Below are 19,585 nucleotides of genomic sequence, written 5' to 3' on the forward strand. Positions count from 1 at the left end.
AGACAGAATTGCGAGATGCTAGTGCAAGCCATGCTCTCTGATGTGATTCAAGCCAGACCAATCTTGATGGATCCGCTCAGCCAATGTTCGATTATAAAAAATGGCAGCGGGATGATACATTGGAACAATCAGGTATTGTTTGTCAGACCACGTATAACCATTTTTTTCAGCATTCAACTGTTGGATCGCACTTCTGATTGGCTGCCCATGAACATTTGTAATGGAATAGCGATTGCCTAATAATCTTTGTAACCCGATGTTTCCAACCGTAGCAATCAAAGGCGGATCCACCTTTTGGATTTCGTAATCCAATAAAGGCGCATGCAACAAGACTTCTTTTTTTGTTGGCGTTCGATTGGGGTGCACTACTTCATGTGCGCCACTTCGTTTGTTGATTCGTTCTTTGATCGAATAGGGACGGCTCCGTACTGCACTCGTGATATATACCTCTTCACGTGTCAGTCCGACTAACGCCAAAGAGGCCATCAGTTCTTTGCCTGCTTGGCCACTGAAAGGAATAAAATTCTCGATTTCGGTCCGTCCAGGTGCTTCACCAACGATCATTAATTTGGGATGAAGCGGTCCTTGACCAGGAACAAAACCTTCAAGCTGATAGGCTTTTGATTGTTCAATGATTGGCTCAGCTAGTTTTTTTGGGTAGTTCATTTTAACACCTCATTTGTTTCTTTCTTCTATAGTAAAACAACTTACTTAAAAAAAATAGTAAAGCGGCATGACGAAAATAAATCATTATTTTTCATTGACTTTACGGAAACATTTTGATAAAGTTAATCTGTTGTAATTGTGGACTCCACAGCTACAACCGCACAGAACAAGTTATTAAGTACGAAAGTCACTTGGGATGGCGAGTCTAAGTATAATAGAAGGAGGTGCTTTAGAGCATGTACGCAATTATCAAAACTGGTGGTAAACAAGTAAAAGTTGAAGTGGGTCAAGCAATCTATGTTGAAAAATTAGATGTAGAAGCTGGACAAAAAGTTACTTTTGATGAAGTGATCTTAGTAGGTGGCGAATCAACAAAAGTAGGTGCCCCAATCGTTGCTGGTGCAACTGTTGAAGGAACTGTAGAAAAACACGGCAAACAAAAGAAAGTCGTAACTTTCAAATACAAACCTAAAAAACATTCACACCGCAAACAAGGTCACCGTCAACCTTACACAAAAGTTGTTATTGACGCAATCAATGCATAATTCTTACGAAAAGTAGGGTAACGAATATGATCAAAGGGACATTCAAGCGTAATGACTCTGGTCGGATTGTTTCTTTTGAACTTACCGGTCACGCGCAAGCAGGAGAATATGGCAAAGACATCGTCTGCGCAGCTGCTTCAGCATTAGCGATCAGTGCGGTAAATGGGATCGATGCTTTGGCTGGTGTAACACCAATCGTTGAAGCGAACAATGAAGAAGGTGGCTACCTTCTTGTTAAACTTGTTCCTCGTTTGACCCAAGAGCAGTCGAATATCTCTCAGATTCTTTTAGAGAATCTATTGATTGGTCTGCAATCTGTTCAAGAAGAATACAGCGATTATATCCAAATCAAAACAATCAAAGAAAACTAGGAGGTGCATCTCATGTTGATGAAAATGAATTTGCAATTCTTCGCTCACAAAAAAGGTGGCGGTTCTACTTCTAACGGACGCGACTCTCAATCAAAACGTTTAGGTGCTAAACGTGCTGATGGTCAAACTGTTTCAGGTGGATCAATCCTTTATCGCCAACGCGGTACTAAAATTTACCCAGGAGTAAACGTAGGTATCGGTGGAGATGATACATTATTTGCAAAAGTTGACGGTGTTGTTCGTTTCGAACGTAAAGGCCGCGATAAAAAGCAAGTTTCTGTATACCCAGTAGCGCAAGAAGCTTAATAATACAGTTAGATGATTTACTATATCCTTAGTAAGTCATCTTTTTTTATTCGGTTTGTTTGAAAGCGATTTAATTAGAGGAGGTCTGAAATGATCCGGTTAAAACCAATCACAAAAGAGAATTATCGTGGCTGTATTGAACTAAAAACAACCAAAGAACAAGAAAAATTTGTTGCGCCTAATTGGTATTCTTTGCTGGAAGCTGTATATGAAGAAGCTCGGCAGGCTTTTGCGATTTATCATCAAGAAGAAATGATCGGTTTCTTATTGTTTAGTTATTACGAAGCGGATGAAGATTATGCAAAAGAATCATGGTGGATCGAGCGTTTTATGATTGATCATCGCTTTCAGCAAAAAGGATATGGATCACAGGCAATGGAAGCAGCGATTGAATGGTTCCGGCAGGCGATCCAAGCAAAAGAACTACGAATTTCTTCCGTTAAAGAAAATACGATCGCTAAACAAATGTACGAAGGTTTTGGATTTGTTGCAACTGGAGAGTTTGTAAATGATGAGACCGTGTTGTTGAAAGAATGGAGATAATCTGGTTGAAAATAAACTCATGGTGGTGTTGGATGTGAGGAGCCGACAGCCATGAGTTTTTTTGCACTTGGAAGACTGCTGTTGTAAGTCCGGGGAAGAAAAGGCGATCATCTTTTCGATCTGTCTCTTCAAACTTTTGTTTTGGTAATCTTGGTCAAACTAGTTACCGGTAGATGTGAAGAGAGAATTGTAGCCTCAAAAGTAGAGAATTTCCTGATTGATGACATGTCCAATAGATCACAACTATCTTCGAGAGGATTAACAGAAACTTTACGTGTTGTAAATACAAACAATAAATTGCTTTGGTACTCTTTTTAAAGTAGAGCAAAGCAATTGACAGACTGTGAAATACTCTTTGATTGAGAAAAGGCACACAAGTTAATGTTCGTGATTAGATTGATTTTACTAAAAAAATATCTATTTATAGCGAAAAATAGTTGTAATTAAATGTACATTTTTCTATAATCAAAAAGGTAAAGTTCGTTAATTGGTTGTTCTGATTTTTAACACAAAGGAGAAGAAGAATGAAGCTTTGGAAAAAGGTAGGAATCGTTGGATTAGGGTTAGCAACTGGATTGGCATTAGCAGCTTGCGGAGCGGGAGAATCTAGTTCGAGTGCAGAGGAACAATATGTTCCAGAAAAGTTGACAGTTCAATTTGTGCCCTCGCAAGCAGCAGAAACGTTAGAGGCTAAAGCGAAACCGCTTGAAAAGCTGCTAAGTGATAAATTAGGAATTCCAGTTACCGTAAGTGTTTCAACAGATTACAATACGATCGTCGAAGCAATGGCTTCTAAGCAAGTGGATGTGGGCTTTTTGCCTCCAAATGCTTATGTTTTGGCTCATGAACAAAGCAATGTAAAAGTATTACTGCAGGCACAGCGATATGGAATCAAGCAGCCTGGTGGTGAAGCGACAGATGAATTGGTGGATAGCTATCGATCAATGGTTGTGGTCAAGAGCGGCAGCGATATCAAGGAATTAGCTGATTTGAAAGGGAAAACGATCGCTACACAAGATGTAACCTCTTCGGCTGGGTATGTTTGGCCAGTTGCGGAACTTCAAAAAGAAGGGATAGACATCAATAAGGATGTAACGACAGTTCAAGTCAAAGGTCATGACCAAGCAGTTTTGGCTGTCTTAAACGGAGATGTAGATGCGGCTTTCGTTTTTGAAGATGCGCGAAATACAGTGAAGAAAGATTATCCTAAAATCATGAATGACGTGGAACCTATGTATTTCACAGAACCAATCCCGAATGACACCATTAGTGTTCGCAGTGATATGAGTGAGGAATGGGACAAAAAAATCCAAGATGCCTTTATCGAAATTGGTAAAGATGAAGAAGGTCATCAAATCATTTCAGATATCTACTCTCATGAAGGCTATGTAGTCTCCCAAGACAGTAATTTTGATATCGTTCGTGAATATGCAGAACAAGTAGGACAATAAGCGGCAGAGAAAGGGTATCGTATCAGCAGATACCCTTTTCAATTTTATAAAAGTAGTTTAATGAGAGAAAGTAGGAGAACCATGGCGTTAGCAAATAAAAAGATCATTTCGTTTAGAAATGTGACAAAAGAATATCCAAACGGTGTGCTGGGGTTAAAAGATTTGAATATTGACATCGATCAAGGGGAGTTTGTGATCGTTGTTGGGTTGTCTGGTGCGGGGAAATCAACCATGCTGCGTTCCATCAACCGCTTGCACGAAATCACCAGTGGCGAAATTTTGATCGATAATCGCTCCATTACAAAGGCAAAGGGCAAAGAATTACGTTTGATTCGCCGAGACATTGGCATGATTTTCCAAAGCTTCAATTTGGTAAAACGTTCGAGTGTCTTAAGGAATGTTCTCACTGGAAGAGTCGCTTATCACCCCACTCTTCAGATGCTTTTGGGATTGTTTCCGCAAGCGGATAAGGAACTAGCTTATCAATCGCTACAAAGAGTGAATCTAGCCGAAAAAGTTTATTCAAGAGCCGATCAATTGTCTGGTGGGCAGCAACAACGGGTCTCGATTGCACGGGCATTGACTCAGGAACCAAAAATCATTTTAGCGGATGAGCCGGTAGCTTCTCTGGATCCTATGACAACGGAGAAGGTCATGAGTGATTTAAAGCGGATCAATCAAGAGTTAGGTATTACGATCGTTGTCAATTTGCATTCCGTGCAATTAGCGCGAGAGTATGGTACACGGATCATTGGGTTACGTGATGGTTGCCTTGTTTTTGATGGACCAGTTAGCGAAGCCACTGACCGAAAATTAAAAGAAATCTACGGCAGTGAGATTATCGAAGAGCAAGGAGGCACAGAAAAATGACCACTCAATTGTTGCCTAAACGAAGCGGACTATGGAAGAATATTCTTTGGTTGGTGCTTTTTTTGCTCGTTTTGATTTTGAGTGGATCGATTACGGGAGTCGATCTTCGCCGTTTTTTTGAAAATGCGGATCAAATGAACGTGATACTGATAAAAATGCTGCGACCAGATTGGTCGTATAGTACGATCATTGTGGAGCCTCTTCTTCAAACCATTCAAATGGCAATTGTCGGAACAACGTTTGGGGCGCTCATTGCTTTGCCTTTTTCTTTGCTGGCAGCCAGAAATATCCTAACAATTCCTTGGTTATCGGGGATTTTTCGCTTTCTTTTGAATATCGTACGAACGATTCCTGATTTGATGTTGGCGGCGCTGTTCGTAGCAGTTGTCGGTATTGGTCCGGTAGCTGGTGTGATTTCAATTTCCATCTTTTCTTTTGGGATGATTACGAAATTATTTTATGAGTCGATCGAAACAATTGAAGCGGGACCGATCGAGGCTGTCACCGCTTCAGGGGGATCAAAACTGGCGATTATCCGTTACGCGGTACTTCCGCAGGTAACGAGTCATTTTTTAAGTTATCTTTTGTATGCCTTTGAAATCAATGTTCGCGCCTCAACGATCTTAGGGTATATCGGCGCGGGAGGAATCGGTGTCTTTTTGCAACGATCATTGAGTCAATTTCGCTACGACCAAACGGCAATTATCGTTTTGGCGATTTTTATCGTTGTTCTTCTTATAGATACCATCAGTAATAGAGTAAGGGAGCGATTGCTATGATGTTGCCAACGGAACCCCAGAAAAAAAGAAAATGGCTTTTCGTGCTCGTTCTGGTTGCTATTTATATTTGGGCATTTGCAGGAATCCCCTTAGCTACTATCAAAGAAAACGTTGGTCAAATCTTAGGGGCAATTTTCTACGGATTGATCCATCCGGATTGGAGTTATGTCTATACCGGGGATGGCGAAGATTTGTTCAGTTTAATGATTGAAACGGTAGCCATCGCTTTTGTTGGTACATTTATTTCTTCTTTATTAAGTATTCCTTTTGCGTTTTGGGCAGCTCGAAGCAAAAATACACCTAGATTCTTGTCGGGCACAGGAAAAGTCGTCTTAACAGCGATTCGCACGTTTCCTGAGATTGTTCTAGCCATCATGTTTATTAAAACTGTTGGTCCAGGATCTTTTGCGGGCGTTTTAGCCGTCAGTGTCCATTCCATAGGTATGTTGGCCAAGTTATATAGTGAAGCGATCGAAAATATGGATCAGGGACCTTCTGAATCTGTTGTGAGTGCTGGCGGAAATCGCTGGGCGGTTTTAGGATTTGCGACTTTACCGCAGTTGATTCCAGAATTTTTGTCGTTTACTTTATATCGTTTTGAATTAGCTGTTCGCTCTGCATCGATTCTGGGAATAGTGGGAGCAGGAGGGATTGGTACACCGATGATTTTTGCTATCAATGCACGATCTTGGAGTCGTGTGGGCATCATTTTGCTTGGTATTATTTTGACAGTTACCTGTATTGATTTTATTTCGGGGCGTTTACGCAAACGATTGGTCTAAGAATAAGAAATACGGCAATTACACACAGCCCTATTCGATTCAATTGGAGATTCGGTCAGAGTTATTCGCGGTGGTTTGCAAAAAAGACAAATCTGGTGGCTCTTTGTTATACTAAAATGTGAAACGAAGTAGCATTAAGGAGGCATAGGAGATGAAAGCACTATTGATCGTCAATCCTAGTTCAGGAGGCGAAAAAGCTGCAGAATACGAGGAATTAGCAACAAAAAAATTGCAGGAACTATTTGATGAAGTGGCTGTTGCACACACAGAAAAAGCGGGTGATGCCGAGCGGTTCGCATCTGAAGCTGTCGGCTCCGTGGATAGCGTGTTTGCAATGGGAGGTGATGGTACAGTTAATGAGGCGATCAGCGGAATTGCTAGTCATGAGGAGCGTCCGCGTTTTGGCTTTTTCCCTCTAGGTACAGTCAATGATTTGGCTCGTGCATTGGCCATTCCTCTTGATCCTGAAGAAGCAATCGAATCATTTTCGTTGAATCATTCTCGCAAAATCGATATTGGGAAAATCAATGACGATTATTTCATGAATGTAGTGGCGATCGGCATCATTCCAGCAGCTATCAACAATGTTGAAGTTGAAGAAAAAACGAAACTTGGAAAAATGGCTTATTTCCTTTCCGGGTTGCGGGAAGTACGCAAAAATGAAAGCCATCAATTTGAAATTATCACTAGTGGTCAGGAAGCAACAGAAACCAAGATTGAAAGCAGCACACTGATCGTAGGATCGTCGAATACGATCGGTGGTTTTGAATCGCTGTTACCAGAAGCGAGTACGAATGATGGGAAATTGCATCTTATCTACATTAAAGACAGCAATCTTTGGGAAACCATCAAGAGTATTCCCGAACTGCTAAAAGGAGTGACGGAATCCAACGAATCCCTTGGATATCTAACGTTTGAGAAAGCGCAGATCAAACTACTGGATGATACAACGATCGAAACCAATGTCGATGGAGACCCTGGTCCAAGTCTGCCGGTTGAGATCCAAGTATTACCACAACATATTACTGTGTTTTGCGGGCAAGAAAAAAATCAAGCATAAGCTAGTGGGTAAAGATGATCCTTGTTTTTAGACAAGGATTGTCTTTTTTTTATTAGAAAGGTATACTGATAAAAATTTGAAGAAAGAAGGGAATATATGAACATTCGAAAGGCTGCTGTTGCAGATACCAAATCATTGTTAAAAATTTATGCGCCTTATGTAGATCATACGGCTATTACTTTTGAAACAGAGATACCAACTGAGGAAGAGTTTGCGCACCGGATCACTCAAACGCTTCAGCATTATCCATACTTGATTGCTGAAGAAAATGGTGTCATTCTTGGCTATGCTTATGCCACCGCTTACAAAACACGAGCTGCCTATGACTGGACGGCGGAAGTGACGGTTTACATCGATCGAGAAGTAAAAGCAAAAGGGATAGGAACGATGCTTTATCATCATTTGGAGTCAGAGTTGAAAAAACAAAATATCGTAAATTTGACCGCTTGTATCACGGCTGGGAATGAAAGCAGTGTGAGGTTCCATCAAAAATTTGGTTACAAAGAAGTTGCATATTTCCCACAAATTGGCTATAAGTTTGAGCAGTGGCACGATGTTTTATGGATGCAAAAAGAGTTGCAGCAGTTTGATGGTGACGTGCCAAAATTTATTCCCTACCCATTGACACAATAATCATAGCATTAGATTGTCTTTTTTTTGCTAAATGCTTTATTCTTAAGTTAATCAAAAGGTGCTATGAAAAAATGGTTAGTGCTGTATGCTGCAAGATTTTTCAAGGGGCGTGTTTAAGGGTGGCTAGGTTATTGGCTGGTTTGAGTAGGGAAAGTATTCAGAAAAGATTTGCAATTTTTATTCAAACCCATTAAAGTATTCAAGGATAAAACTTTCAAGGAGGCGGAGCTGTTGGGGAAACGGATTGAGCGTATTTATCAATTTTTATTGGAAAATACAGAAAATGGCTTGAATGAAAAGGGAACGACGACATCAGAGGTCGCTGATCAATTGATGATCCAACGAAGCAATGCCAGCAAAGATTTGAATCAACTTGTCAAAGAAGGCCGCGTTCAAAAGAGTGATACCCGGCCAGTGAGGTATTGGGTAGCTCAAGATGCACGGTCTGGGCCTGAGAAATATGTTCCAAGTTATAAAGAGAACCGCCCCCAAAGAGAGAAAGCTACGCCGCAGCGAGTGGATGTCAAATTGGGAAACCGTGATATTTTTTCAACGATCATTGGTGTGAACGGCAGCATGAAAAATGCTGTCGAACAAGCCAAAGCGGCAATTCTGTATCCTCCTAAGGGGCTGAATTGTTTGATCACTGGACCAACAGGTTCAGGGAAGACGTATTTTGCTCACGCCATGTTTCAGTTTGCGAAAAGCAATCAGGTGATCGAAGAGGAAAAAGAGTTGATCGTTTTCAACTGTGCCGATTATGCCAATAATCCAGAGTTGCTTATGAGCCATTTGTTCGGTTATGTTCGCGGTGCTTTTACCGGAGCGGATCAGGAGAAAACTGGAATCATTGATCAGGCGGATGAAAGTATGCTATTTCTAGATGAAATACATCGATTGCCGCCTGAAGGACAAGAAATGATTTTTTACTTTATGGATCATGGAACCTTTAGTCGATTAGGTGAGACTGGTAAAAATCATCAAGCCAATGTTCGCATCGTCGGAGCAACTACTGAGGATCCCAATTCGACATTGTTGGACACTTTTACTCGGAGAATTCCGATCAATATCCAACTGCCGTTTTTTGAAAAACGACCTGCCTCAGAAAAAGTGGATCTTGTTCGGGTACTTGTAGGACAAGAAGCAACACGAATCCAACGCACGATCACATTGACTGAAGATGTCGTTAAAGCGTTGATTGGCAGTGTCAGCTTCGGAAATATTGGTCAATTGAAGTCCAACGTTCAGTTGGTCTGTGCACGAGGGTTCTTGAATCATATGCAACAAGATGAAATCGAGATTGATTTGGACGAACTTCCCGAAGGAATCCGCTCAGGATTAATGGTCTTGGGGAATCGCCGAGATGAGTTAGCAGAGCTGTCCAAAATTCTTGAGCCGACTGTGCGTGTTCAACCAAACCAAAATCTTAATAATATTCAATCCGATTCTTATGAATTACCGTATAATCTTTACGATATTATCGGCGATAAAGCTGCTTTATTAAAAGCGGATGGGCTGGATCAAGAAGCCATCAATCATTTCATATCTACAGATATCAATGTTCATTTGAAATCATTTTACAAAGATCACGGCTTTTCTTTCAATTCAGAAAACAAATTGAGCGAGTTTGTGGATCAAAAAGTGATCACAGTGACAAATCGTATTTATGATCTGGTACGCACAAGGCTGAACTATGAATTTCAGCAAAATTTTGTGTATGCGATGAGCTTACACATTAGTTCTTTTTTGAAAAAAATTCATCTGGGAGAAGAACGGCATACCAATGACAATATTCGTCAAATGGTCGCCGACTATCCGAAAGAGTTTGAAGTTGCTAAAGAAATTCGTACATTTATTGGTGATAGTTTCAAAGTATCGATTCCTGAAAGTGAAACCTATTATTTGGCTGTTTTACTCGTATCTTTGCGGACTGCCCATTCCTCTGGAAAAATTGGTGTAGTTGTAGCAGCCCATGGGAACAGCACGGCAAGCAGTATGGTTCAAGTGGTTCAACAACTTTTAGAAGTGGATCAAGTGGCAGCAGTAGACATGCCTTTGGACATGCCGCCTACCGTTGCATTGAAAAAGATCGAAGAAAGTGTTCAAGCAGTTAATGATGGTAGCGGCGTGATTTTATTAGTAGACATGGGATCTTTAGCTACCTTCAACAATGAGATTCAGAGGGAAACAGGTGTGATTGTACGGACTGTCGATATGGTGACGACATCAATCGTTTTGGAAACAGTCCGAAAAGCCTCAGTTATCGGCACGGACATCGATAGTTTGTACGAATCGCTTAGAAAATTTCGCGGCTATGGTTCCGTTGAACAGCCAGAGGGACACTTAAGCAATCATCATCGCAAAGCCATCTTAGCCATCTGTGCCTCGGGTAAAGGAACGGCTCAGAGGATCAAAGAACTAATTCAAAGTTCCCTCTCGAAACGTCAAAATCAGAATGTAGAGGTTGTGACACTTTCAGTGGCTGATTTAAAGACTGAGTTAGAACCCATACAAAGACAGTATCAACTGATCGCCACGACAGGGATTATAGATCCTAAAATCGATGCGCCTTTTATTTCTCTGGAACGATTCATTGATCAAGATGTAGATCAATTGTTGGAAGAAATTTTGTTAGAGAATGATCTGAGTTTTGAACAAGATGTTGAACTTGGTGAAGAACAAGCAGAAGAAATTTGTTTTAAATATATGGAGCAAAACCTGACTTTTGTCAATCCGCGAAAAGTTATCGAGCCATTGTGGCAATTTGGCCATCAATTGATCAATGATTTAGAATTGACGGATGCAATACCAGGGTTTCAAATCAATTTTGTGCTCCACTCTGCTGGAATGATCGAACGGATCGTATTAAAGCAACCTTTAACTGTCGATGAACCCCTTGTTTCTGAACTGAAGCAAGAGCCGATGTACAAAAAACTTCACATCCATGTTCGCTCGTTCTCGCGCTTGTTAAATGTAGAAATACCAGAAAGCGAAGAATATTACTTAGCAGAGTTGATTAAAAATCATCAAGAAAAAACGGTTTTGGCTGATCAATAATACATTAAGAATAGAATACACTAAAAAAGATACACTGTTTTTCAGTGTATCTTTTTTAGTGTATCATCAAGAGGCCGATTCTTAAGCCTTTCCAAAGATTAGTGTATTGTATAAAAGTTGGCACGCTTCTTGCTTCTATATAAGTGGATACAGGAGGTGAATGAAAAAAGTAAGGGATCCACAAATAGCCAGCGGATCGATGGATGTAGGAGGTTTTTACGATGGGAATGGATATACGTCTTGCTCGGATCGATGATCGTTTGATTCATGGTCAAGTAGCAACAGCCTGGTCGAAAATGACTGGTATTAACCGAATCATCGTTGTCAGTGATGAAGTCGCAAATGATCAGCTTCGCAAATTTCTTTTGAAAGAAGCCGCTCCGCCAGGAATCAAATCCAATGTCGTCACAGTGGCGAAAATGCTTGAGGTTGCACATAACGCATTATTTGATACCCAAAAAGTCATGTTATTATTTACCAATCCTCAAGATGTTGTCACACTAGTCAAAGGCGGATTACCGATTCATTCAATCAATATTGGAGGAATGAGTTTTTCGATAGGAAAGCGGATGATCACTAATTTTGTTTCTGTCAATGATCAAGACCTCGAATCACTGCTTTATTTGCAGAAACAGGGCATTGAAGTCGAGATTCGAAAAGTTCCTGCTGATCGTAAAATCTATTTGATGGATATTTTGGAAAAAGAGGGTAGTCACACTTGATTTTTCGTCGTTGCTTTTTTTCTTTCATTTAAGTGTCACATTTATCAATTTTGAAATAGGAGGTAAAAAGATGGTAGGAATTATCCTAGCAAGTCATGGAGAATTTGCAAACGGCATTTTGCAATCTGGTTCAATGATTTTCGGCGAACAAGAAAATGTTAAAGCTGTAACATTGATGCCAAGTGAAGGCCCAGATGATATCAAAGCAAAAATGCAAGAAGCAATCGCCACATTCGACGATCAAGAAGAAGTGTTATTCTTAGTTGATCTTTGGGGCGGTACACCTTTCAACCAAGCAAACAGCTTGTTTGAAGACCACAAAGACAAATGGGCAATCGTAGCTGGTATGAATTTACCAATGGTCATCGAGGCTTACGCTTCACGTTTTTCAATGAATACAGCACATGAGATTGCTGCACATATCATTGAAACAGCTAAAGAAGGGGTCAAGGTGAAACCAGAAGAACTTGAACCGGCAGAAGCTGCTGCTCCAGTTGTGGCTGACGATCAACCTAAAGGATCACTTCCTCCAGGTACTGTACTGGGCGATGGCAAGATCAAAATTGTATTGGCTCGTGTTGACTCTCGTTTGCTTCACGGACAAGTAGCTACAGCATGGACAAAATCAGTGAATCCATCACGGATCATCGTAGTATCAGATGCAGTTGCAAAAGACGACTTGCGTAAAAAATTGATCGAACAAGCAGCTCCTCCAGGAGTAAAAGCCAATGTTATTCCAGTAGAAAAAATGATCGAAGTGTCAAAAGACCCTCGTTTTGGTAATACGAAAGCATTGCTATTGTTTGAAAATCCAGAAGATGTATTGCGAGTAGTAGAAGGCGGCGTAGACATTCAAGAAGTCAACGTTGGTTCAATGGCTCACTCAGTCGGAAAAGTTGTTGTAAGTAAAGTATTGTCTATGGGTACTGAAGACGTTGAAACGTTCGAAGAACTAAAATCACGGGGCATCAAATTTGATGTGCGTAAAGTACCAAACGATTCACGCGACAACATGGATGAAATTTTGCGTAAAGCGAAAAACGAATTGTCGAACAAGTAAAAAGTATACAACTAAATAGGAGGTCTATCATGTCTATTATATCTATGGTATTAGTAGTAGTCGTTGCCTTTTTAGCTGGTATGGAAGGGATCTTGGATGAATTCCAATTCCACCAACCGCTAGTGGCATGTACATTGATCGGTCTAGTGACCGGTAACTTAGAAGCATGTATTATTTTAGGTGGATCATTACAAATGATCGCGTTAGGTTGGGCAAACATTGGTGCCGCTGTCGCACCGGATGCTGCATTGGCATCTGTTGCATCTGCAATTATTTTAGTTTTAGGTGGACAAGGACGTGGCGGTGTTGACACAGCCATTGCCGTTGCGATTCCTTTGGCTGTAGCTGGTTTGTTCTTAACAATGATCGTACGTACATTAGCTGTACCAATCGTTCACTTTATGGATGCAGCTGCTGAAGAAGGTAATATCCGCAAAATCGAAATGTGGCATGTGATTGCCGTATGTATGCAAGGGATCCGTATTGCGATTCCAGCAGCAGCATTGCTAGCAATTCCAGCTGCAACTGTTCAAAACTTCCTAGAATCTATGCCAGCTTGGTTAACAGATGGTATGGCTATCGGTGGTGGTATGGTTGTTGCCGTAGGTTACGCAATGGTTATCAACATGATGGCAACTCGTGAAGTATGGCCATTCTTCATCATTGGTTTTGTGATTGCAGCGATTTCTGAATTGACATTGATTGCGATCGGTGCATTGGCAGTAGCTATTGCATTGATTTACTTGAACATCACCAAAATGGGCGGATCATCAAATGGAGGCGGCGGCAGCAACACTGGCGACCCTCTAGGCGATATCTTGAATGACTATTAGAATCGAAGGAGGAGAAAAAAATGGCAGAAAAAATTCAATTAAGTAAAAAAGATCGTTTAGCCGTAGCATGGCGCTCTACCTTCATTCAAGGTTCATGGAACTATGAACGTATGCAAAATGGTGGTTGGGCATTCTCAATGATTCCAGCAATCAAAAAATTATACAAAACAAAAGAAGACCGTGCCGCTGCTTTGAAGCGTCATTTGGAATTCTTTAACACTCACCCATATATTGCTTCACCAATTCTAGGGGTAACTTTAGCATTGGAAGAAGAACGTGCCAATGGAGCCGCTGTCGATGATGTAGCGATCCAAGGGGTAAAAGTTGGTATGATGGGTCCTTTGGCTGGTGTCGGTGACCCTGTATTCTGGTTTACTGTTCGTCCGATGTTAGGAGCTCTAGGTGCTTCTCTAGCGTTAGGAGGAAACATATTAGGCCCAATCATCTTCTTCTTGGCTTGGAATATCATTCGTTGGGCATTTATGTGGTATACACAAGAATTTGGCTACCGTGCCGGATCAAAAATCACAGATGACCTTTCAGGTGGTTTGCTGCAAGACGTAACAAAAGGTGCTTCAATCCTAGGGATGTTCGTATTAGGATCGCTTGTTCAACGTTGGGTATCAATTTCATTTGCACCAGTTGTATCTCGTGTCCCTCTTGATGAAGGAGCATATGTGGATTGGGCAAAATTGCCATCAGGTCCAGAAGGGTTACAACAAGCATTCCAACAAGTCGCTGAAGGCCGTGCATTAACAGATACGAAAGTAACAACCTTGCAAAACAACTTGGATCAATTGATTCCTGGGTTGGCTGCACTATTACTTACTTTGTTATGTATGTGGTTATTGAAGAAAAAAGTTTCTCCAATCATCATCATTATCGGTTTGTTCTTAGTCGGTATCGGTGGACACTTGATCGGATTGTTCTAATCTTTCAACTAAAAGTGCTTGGGGAAACCCAAGCACTTTTTATCTATTCGCCAAAAATCATCAGAACAAGTATAATAAGAAACAATAAGACGTAGAAATGGAGCAAACAAATTATGGTACAATCCCTGAACACCAAAGTTGATTTGACGATCGATGCGACCTCATTTTTGGGTATCAACGAATATGGCAAAATTATGATCGGCGACAAGGCTTTTGAATTTTACAACGACCGTGACCAGCGGAAGTTTATCCAGATTCCTTGGGAAGATGTAGATTACGTGATTGCCTCTGTCATGTTCAAAGGTCGTTGGATCCCAAGGTACGCTATTCGGACGAAAAAAAATGGCACCTATACTTTTTCTTCGAAAGAGCCCAAGAAAGTTTTGCGGGCGATTCGCGTCTATGTTGATCCGGATCATATGGTTCATTCTCTTGGCTTTTTCGATGTGCTAAAGCGGGCGTTCACTCGCAGAAAATAACATGCAGGCATATTTTTGTTCAAACCATAATTGATGTGGTACCCTTTTATTAGAAAGTTTAGGAGGGGTATTATGCATTTTTTATGGACATTGATCGTAGGTGCGGTCATCGGATCAATCGGAGGCGCAATCGCTGGTGAGAAACGCGGTTGTATCTTTGATATCGTAGCCGGGCTAGTTGGGGCATCGATTGGTCAAGCACTATTTGGAACATGGGGACCACAGATTGCTGGAATGGCAATTGTTCCTGCCATTATCGGAGCGGTCATTTTTGTCGCTGTTGTTTCGTTCTTCTTGGGACGTAGAAAATAACTTACAGCCATTCATTTTTTTAATGAATGGCTTTTTTTTTTTGTGACTTTTTCTCTGTGAGTTCGTATAGTAGGTATGGAGGGGTGACTGAGTTGGGAGATGAACTGTTAGCAAAAATATATAAAGATTACTCGCAAGACTGTTTTTTGTATGCGTTTTATTTTACAAAAAATAAAGAGCAGGCCCAAGATTTAGTCAGTGAGGCGTTTCTCGTCATAGCGGAATCTCTCGATGAGCTAAACGAAAAGCAAATCAACTATTTTTAAATATAAACAAAGTATAAATTTCTAATTATCTTTTTATATTTTCTTAAATGCTCGTAAAGCCTTATTCTATGTGCTTTCGAGTATTTTTACTGTAGGAAGATACTTCACGTTTCTTTGCATATTTCCTCATGTCTTAGCTGTCAGAAGTGGTAAATAAGTAGTAAATTCATTTGTACTACTAAGCAACAAGACGCTCCTGTTGCTTCTCTTTATTCAAGCGTTTCATTTCTGCCATTGCAGAATCGAATGTTGCATGTGCGTAATAGTTCAGCGTCATGGCTATATTAGCATGTCCCATAATGTACTGTAATGCCTTTGGATTCATTCCTGCATTTGCATAGTTGGTACAGAATGTATGTCGCAAACTATGTGGAGTGATGTGTGGCAATTTATCCTCGTTATACTTATTGTATTTCTTAACAAGACCTTTCATCATGCCGTTGTAATCACTTGCCACTTTTGGATAGTTCTTTCTATTAAGAAAGAGGAAATCACTATATCCATCAATCTCAACACGCTTATCATTCTTTCGATTCGCTAACACTCGCTTAAATGCTTGATAGGCTTCTTCAACCATAGGAACTTGACGTTCGCCACTTTTGGTCTTTGGTGTTTCAATGTAGTACCCAATTTCAGTATCTCTCAATAGCTGATGGTCTATATTGACAAGACGATTCTCAAAATCTAAATCTGGAAGTGTCAAACCACCAAACTCTGAAATACGAAGACCTGTTTTTAAGAGTATCAGAATTTCATCATAATTTTTGCTGTAGGTTTTATCAGCTTTTGCAAAGGCTAACAGTTTTTCTTCCTGTTCTTCTGTTAGTACGGTCTTAGGGACAGTATCATCATCAAGAACTGCTTTCAGTTGAAAGTCAAATGGATTCTTCCGAACACAATCATCTTGTATAGCAATATAGAATGAAGCCTTTAAAGAACGTTTGTAGTTATTGATGGTTTGATAAGCATAACCATTTTCACTCATTCTAATAGCCCATTCTTTAGCGTCTGATGGCTTAATACTGTCAATACTTCTTACACCTAACTTGTCTTTCTTCAAAATATCCATAAGATATTTGCGTCCAGTTTCAGTGTTTTTTCTAACCTTTGGTCTTTGAGCGTTCTGTTTTGCGTAAAGCTGGCAGAGTGTCATTTTCTTTCCTACAACATCAATACCATCATGAATGTCTTTCTGTAACTCTGCGATTTTCTCTCTAAGTGAGATACAATCACGCTTTCCTGCTGGTACTCGGTCTGTAGCCACAAGTTTCCACGAGTAAACAAATTGCGGTTCTCCAAATGAATCTATATATTTGTATAAGTATCTTCCGTCTTTTCGTTGGCTCTCTCCAGTCTTTAAGATTCGACCTTTATTGTCACGTCTTTTTTCTGACATGGCATTTGCTCCTTTCCTTTATGGAAAGAGCCTTGATACGACTTAATACTATTTTATCATATACAAGACCCTTTGGCGACGCTAGATTGCGTCCAATGTATCTATAATTTTTTCAAATTGTTTTCGTTTAATCTGAATACGATTGCCATTCATAATCAGCCAATTTGCATTTTTATTTTCCTCTGCCAAGCGTCGTAGCTTGTTTTCGCCAATACGAAAATATTTTGACGCTTCTTCAATGGTTAGGGTATAACGTTCCCAAATAGGAATGTCAGTCTGCTTCATAAAATCCTCCTTTCCAAATCACTTATTTGGATTTCATAAAAGTTGTTTTACCAGCAATCGAACAGCTTTAGCAAAGCTCACGGGAGTTCCACCCCTGCATGGTTCTCATGTAGCCATACTCATTGCCTGCGACGGTTTTATCACGCTCGGACTATTGACTGTATGGGAGTATCATTATCACGATAAGAATGTCGTTGCAGGCAATCCTGCTAAAGATTGCTTCTCGGATCACTAACATGAATCGCTCGCTATCTTTATAAGATAGGTCATGGCGGTTAGTTCCGTTGGCTCTTTTCTTATCGAAACGTATTCGATTACTTTTATTCAGTTTTCAAAGAACAATGGCTCGTTAGCCTATCAAAACACATTGAAAGCTCAATATGCTTTGGTGGAATAACAAACCTCCCTGTTCGGGAAGCGTGGAATGGTTTAGCACGCTTCCACGAAAGGAGAGAGGATATTACTTAATTTCAAATGACAAAATCTTTGTAATCAGTCTGGTTTCCATTCTTCCACGTAAGACTTCATCAACGACCATACTTTGATTGCCATATTCATCTTTCATAAGTCGTAGGGAACGCTTCGTTATGTACCCTCTGTAATGATGTAGAATCTGGTTAATCGCTTCGGTATCGCCATCTGTTGCCTTTACAATGAGAGGAAAGGGAATCATAGGATATTGTGTTTTCATTCTTCAAATTCCTCCATAAACTTTTTAATTAAGGCTAGTCCACTGGTTCTATGCCGATAGACAGTAGAACGGTTCAATTTCAACAGGTCTGCAATTTCTGAATCGCTCATGTCCATAAAGTAAAACAGCAGTAGAATTTCACGTTTCTTGTCTGGCAACTCACGTAATGCTTCACTCAACAAATCATTTTCAACGCCTACTGATAACCCATTGAGTGTAAAAATCTGAAAGTCAGTTGAATAGTTATCTGTTGTCGCAAACTGGCTAACAAGATAATCGCCAACATCCGAAAAGGACACCTCACGCTTTGCAATCCTTGAAAGATAAAGCATATAATTCTTTCGCTCGTCTTCCATAGCACGTTTACAGATATAGTCAAACTGATTTTCTATTGTGGTCTGAAAAGAAGATGGTTTCATGTTTCTCACCCCCTTTCTGTCTAGGAAAGGAAGTGAGCCTTGCTCGTTTATCTCCTTTCACTCTTAGTCCCAATGTGAAAGGGGGATTTGTTGCATTACTGATAAATAAACTTTGTAAAAAAGTTCTGAATAGCCAAAAAAGCATATAAACAGATTTATTTCTCTGTTTACATGCTTCTGTTATTCTATCTATATGATTTATAAAACCACATTGGTGGACGTACTTATCTATTGCAGATAGACGACTTTTTTTGACAAGAACCCAATGTAAGGAAATTTATTGTATATGATGTACTTCATGGCGACGTTGACCTCCAACAAACCGCCATTTGGAAGTAATATACAATATTTTAACAGCGTAAATAGCACTACCATATAACGGTTTTTTTTATTGGCGTTTAGTAGTGCTTTTTATTAAATATAAACCTATAAACCATATAACACGTTTTTCTATACCTGTTTTTAATTCAGTAGGAACAATAAAATGTATAGAGGTGGTCTACTATGCGTAAAAAAGAAGATAAATATGATTTTAGAGCCTTTGGTTTAGCCATTAAAGAAGCTCGATTGAAACGAGGTTTAACTCGTGAACAAGTGGGAGCATTGATTGAAATTGACCCACGGTACTTAACTAATATTGAAAATAAAGGGCAACACCCCAGCATACAAGTTCTTTATGACCTTGTATCGTTACTTCATGTTTCCGTTGATGAATTTTTCTTACCTGCTAATAACTTGGTAAAAAGCACCCGACGATTACAGATAGAGAAATACATGGATAGCTTTACAGACAAAGAACTATCCTTAATGGAATCTTTAGCCAGCGGTATCAACGAAGCAAGAAACATCGAAGACTAATTAAAAGAATCCATACATAACGGAAAGAGCCGATAAAATGAGATTGTATTAATCTCATTTTATCGGCTCTGCGTCTTTGCGTCTGGCTCTGTAATCACAGTTACTTTGAACTGCTTTATTTCAATTAAATTTTCTTGTCTGCATTTCGGACAATAGAGGGGGAATTTTTTTAATTCAGTATCTTCCCTTATCTTTAATCGTGTTTTATTTCCACATACAGGACACAATATCCACTTGTAGTTTATAATAACTATCTCCTCCTTTACACT

25 protein-coding genes and 1 other annotated feature are annotated in these 19,585 nt (G+C 40.0%); of the genes, 19 read left to right on the top strand and 6 right to left on the bottom strand.

Annotated elements, in window-relative coordinates; all coding sequences use genetic code 11:
• Positions 1-18: 18 nt before the first annotated feature.
• The gene (locus IGJ28_RS16080) at positions 19-666 is read right to left on the bottom strand and encodes a uracil-DNA glycosylase (RefSeq protein WP_113849566.1); all 648 of its coding nucleotides are present in this window, start codon (positions 664-666) and stop codon (positions 19-21) included.
• Positions 667-811: 145 nt separating this feature from the next.
• Positions 812-883 (top strand) — a sequence feature (ribosomal protein L21 leader region).
• A gap of 19 nt (positions 884-902) precedes the next feature.
• Between IGJ28_RS16080 and rplU the strand changes: the two genes are divergently transcribed.
• The 18 genes from rplU (at position 903) to IGJ28_RS16170 (ending at position 15,667) form a co-directional block, all read left to right on the top strand.
• Complete coding sequence (gene rplU / locus IGJ28_RS16085; protein WP_005225751.1) at positions 903-1,211, top strand: 50S ribosomal protein L21; 309 nt, start codon at positions 903-905, stop codon at positions 1,209-1,211.
• 26 nt (positions 1,212-1,237) lie between these two features.
• Positions 1,238-1,582, top strand: a complete 345-nt coding sequence (locus tag IGJ28_RS16090; RefSeq protein WP_003126178.1) for a ribosomal-processing cysteine protease Prp — start codon at positions 1,238-1,240, stop codon at positions 1,580-1,582.
• Positions 1,583-1,594: 12 nt separating this feature from the next.
• Complete coding sequence (gene rpmA, locus IGJ28_RS16095; RefSeq protein ID WP_003126181.1) at positions 1,595-1,888, top strand: 50S ribosomal protein L27; 294 nt, start codon at positions 1,595-1,597, stop codon at positions 1,886-1,888.
• A 90-nt stretch (positions 1,889-1,978) separates the two neighbouring features.
• Positions 1,979-2,431: a GNAT family N-acetyltransferase gene (locus IGJ28_RS16100; RefSeq protein ID WP_003126182.1), complete on the top strand. Its 453-nt coding sequence runs from the start codon at positions 1,979-1,981 to the stop codon at positions 2,429-2,431.
• Between the two features lie 524 nt (positions 2,432-2,955).
• On the top strand, positions 2,956-3,882 hold the full coding sequence (locus IGJ28_RS16105; RefSeq protein ID WP_003126183.1) for a phosphate/phosphite/phosphonate ABC transporter substrate-binding protein: 927 nt from the start codon (positions 2,956-2,958) through the stop codon (positions 3,880-3,882).
• A gap of 81 nt (positions 3,883-3,963) precedes the next feature.
• Positions 3,964-4,752, top strand: a complete 789-nt coding sequence (gene phnC / locus IGJ28_RS16110) for a phosphonate ABC transporter ATP-binding protein (RefSeq protein ID WP_005471132.1) — start codon at positions 3,964-3,966, stop codon at positions 4,750-4,752.
• Positions 4,749-5,531, top strand: coding sequence for a phosphonate ABC transporter, permease protein PhnE (gene phnE, locus IGJ28_RS16115; RefSeq protein ID WP_029486681.1), 783 nt, complete (start codon positions 4,749-4,751; stop codon positions 5,529-5,531). Before phnC ends, phnE (IGJ28_RS16115) begins: the two co-directional genes overlap by 4 nt.
• The gene (gene phnE, locus IGJ28_RS16120) at positions 5,528-6,313 is read left to right on the top strand and encodes a phosphonate ABC transporter, permease protein PhnE (protein ID WP_003126186.1); all 786 of its coding nucleotides are present in this window, start codon (positions 5,528-5,530) and stop codon (positions 6,311-6,313) included. Before phnE (IGJ28_RS16115) ends, phnE (IGJ28_RS16120) begins: the two co-directional genes overlap by 4 nt.
• A 151-nt stretch (positions 6,314-6,464) precedes the next feature.
• Positions 6,465-7,373 carry a diacylglycerol/lipid kinase family protein gene (locus tag IGJ28_RS16125; RefSeq protein ID WP_081131633.1) on the top strand — a complete coding sequence of 303 codons (909 nt, stop codon included), beginning with the start codon at positions 6,465-6,467 and terminating at the stop codon, positions 7,371-7,373.
• A 96-nt stretch (positions 7,374-7,469) separates the two neighbouring features.
• Positions 7,470-8,006, top strand: a complete 537-nt coding sequence (locus tag IGJ28_RS16130) for a GNAT family N-acetyltransferase (RefSeq protein ID WP_252711430.1) — start codon at positions 7,470-7,472, stop codon at positions 8,004-8,006.
• Between the two features lie 231 nt (positions 8,007-8,237).
• Positions 8,238-11,063 (top strand): sigma-54-dependent transcriptional regulator, encoded by a 2,826-nt coding sequence (locus IGJ28_RS16135; protein WP_005471136.1) that lies wholly within the window; start codon positions 8,238-8,240, stop codon positions 11,061-11,063.
• 227 nt (positions 11,064-11,290) lie between these two features.
• Positions 11,291-11,785 (top strand): PTS system mannose/fructose/N-acetylgalactosamine-transporter subunit IIB, encoded by a 495-nt coding sequence (locus IGJ28_RS16140; protein WP_029486684.1) that lies wholly within the window; start codon positions 11,291-11,293, stop codon positions 11,783-11,785.
• Positions 11,786-11,855: 70 nt separating this feature from the next.
• Positions 11,856-12,845: a mannose/fructose/sorbose PTS transporter subunit IIB gene (locus tag IGJ28_RS16145; protein ID WP_003126193.1), complete on the top strand. Its 990-nt coding sequence runs from the start codon at positions 11,856-11,858 to the stop codon at positions 12,843-12,845.
• Between the two features lie 29 nt (positions 12,846-12,874).
• Complete coding sequence (locus IGJ28_RS16150; RefSeq protein WP_003126194.1) at positions 12,875-13,678, top strand: PTS mannose/fructose/sorbose transporter subunit IIC; 804 nt, start codon at positions 12,875-12,877, stop codon at positions 13,676-13,678.
• 20 nt (positions 13,679-13,698) lie between these two features.
• Complete coding sequence (locus IGJ28_RS16155) at positions 13,699-14,610, top strand: PTS system mannose/fructose/sorbose family transporter subunit IID (protein ID WP_003126195.1); 912 nt, start codon at positions 13,699-13,701, stop codon at positions 14,608-14,610.
• Between the two features lie 113 nt (positions 14,611-14,723).
• Positions 14,724-15,089, top strand: a complete 366-nt coding sequence (locus IGJ28_RS16160) for a DUF956 family protein (protein ID WP_005471141.1) — start codon at positions 14,724-14,726, stop codon at positions 15,087-15,089.
• Between the two features lie 72 nt (positions 15,090-15,161).
• Entirely contained in the window at positions 15,162-15,401 is a 240-nt protein-coding gene (locus tag IGJ28_RS16165; RefSeq protein WP_005471142.1) for a GlsB/YeaQ/YmgE family stress response membrane protein, read from the top strand.
• A 56-nt stretch (positions 15,402-15,457) separates the two neighbouring features.
• On the top strand, positions 15,458-15,667 hold the full coding sequence (locus tag IGJ28_RS16170) for an RNA polymerase sigma factor (RefSeq protein WP_438845487.1): 210 nt from the start codon (positions 15,458-15,460) through the stop codon (positions 15,665-15,667).
• 178 nt (positions 15,668-15,845) lie between these two features.
• On the opposite strand, the gene IGJ28_RS16175 is transcribed toward IGJ28_RS16170, so the two are convergent.
• The 4 genes from IGJ28_RS16175 to IGJ28_RS16190 all read right to left on the bottom strand — a co-directional run bounded on the left by IGJ28_RS16175 (position 15,846) and on the right by IGJ28_RS16190 (position 18,458).
• Positions 15,846-17,063: a tyrosine-type recombinase/integrase gene (locus tag IGJ28_RS16175; protein ID WP_001291561.1), complete on the bottom strand. Its 1,218-nt coding sequence runs from the start codon at positions 17,061-17,063 to the stop codon at positions 15,846-15,848.
• 81 nt (positions 17,064-17,144) lie between these two features.
• Positions 17,145-17,348 carry an excisionase gene (locus tag IGJ28_RS16180; protein ID WP_000814511.1) on the bottom strand — a complete coding sequence of 68 codons (204 nt, stop codon included), beginning with the start codon at positions 17,346-17,348 and terminating at the stop codon, positions 17,145-17,147.
• A gap of 460 nt (positions 17,349-17,808) precedes the next feature.
• A complete protein-coding gene (locus IGJ28_RS16185) occupies positions 17,809-18,039 on the bottom strand; it encodes a helix-turn-helix domain-containing protein (protein WP_000857133.1) in 231 nt (76 codons plus the stop codon).
• Entirely contained in the window at positions 18,036-18,458 is a 423-nt protein-coding gene (locus IGJ28_RS16190; protein WP_000804885.1) for a sigma-70 family RNA polymerase sigma factor, read from the bottom strand. Before IGJ28_RS16190 ends, IGJ28_RS16185 begins: the two co-directional genes overlap by 4 nt.
• 504 nt (positions 18,459-18,962) lie before the next feature.
• Between IGJ28_RS16190 and IGJ28_RS16195 the strand changes: the two genes are divergently transcribed.
• Positions 18,963-19,316, top strand: coding sequence for a helix-turn-helix transcriptional regulator (locus IGJ28_RS16195; protein ID WP_001227347.1), 354 nt, complete (start codon positions 18,963-18,965; stop codon positions 19,314-19,316).
• A 59-nt stretch (positions 19,317-19,375) separates the two neighbouring features.
• On the opposite strand, the gene IGJ28_RS16200 is transcribed toward IGJ28_RS16195, so the two are convergent.
• Positions 19,376-19,561 carry a cysteine-rich KTR domain-containing protein gene (locus IGJ28_RS16200; RefSeq protein ID WP_011058338.1) on the bottom strand — a complete coding sequence of 62 codons (186 nt, stop codon included), beginning with the start codon at positions 19,559-19,561 and terminating at the stop codon, positions 19,376-19,378.
• Positions 19,562-19,585: the final 24 nt, after the last annotated feature.

It is taken from the genome of Enterococcus sp. AZ091 (genome assembly GCF_051714805.1).
GTDB lineage: Bacteria > Bacillota > Bacilli > Lactobacillales > Enterococcaceae > Enterococcus_D > Enterococcus_D gallinarum.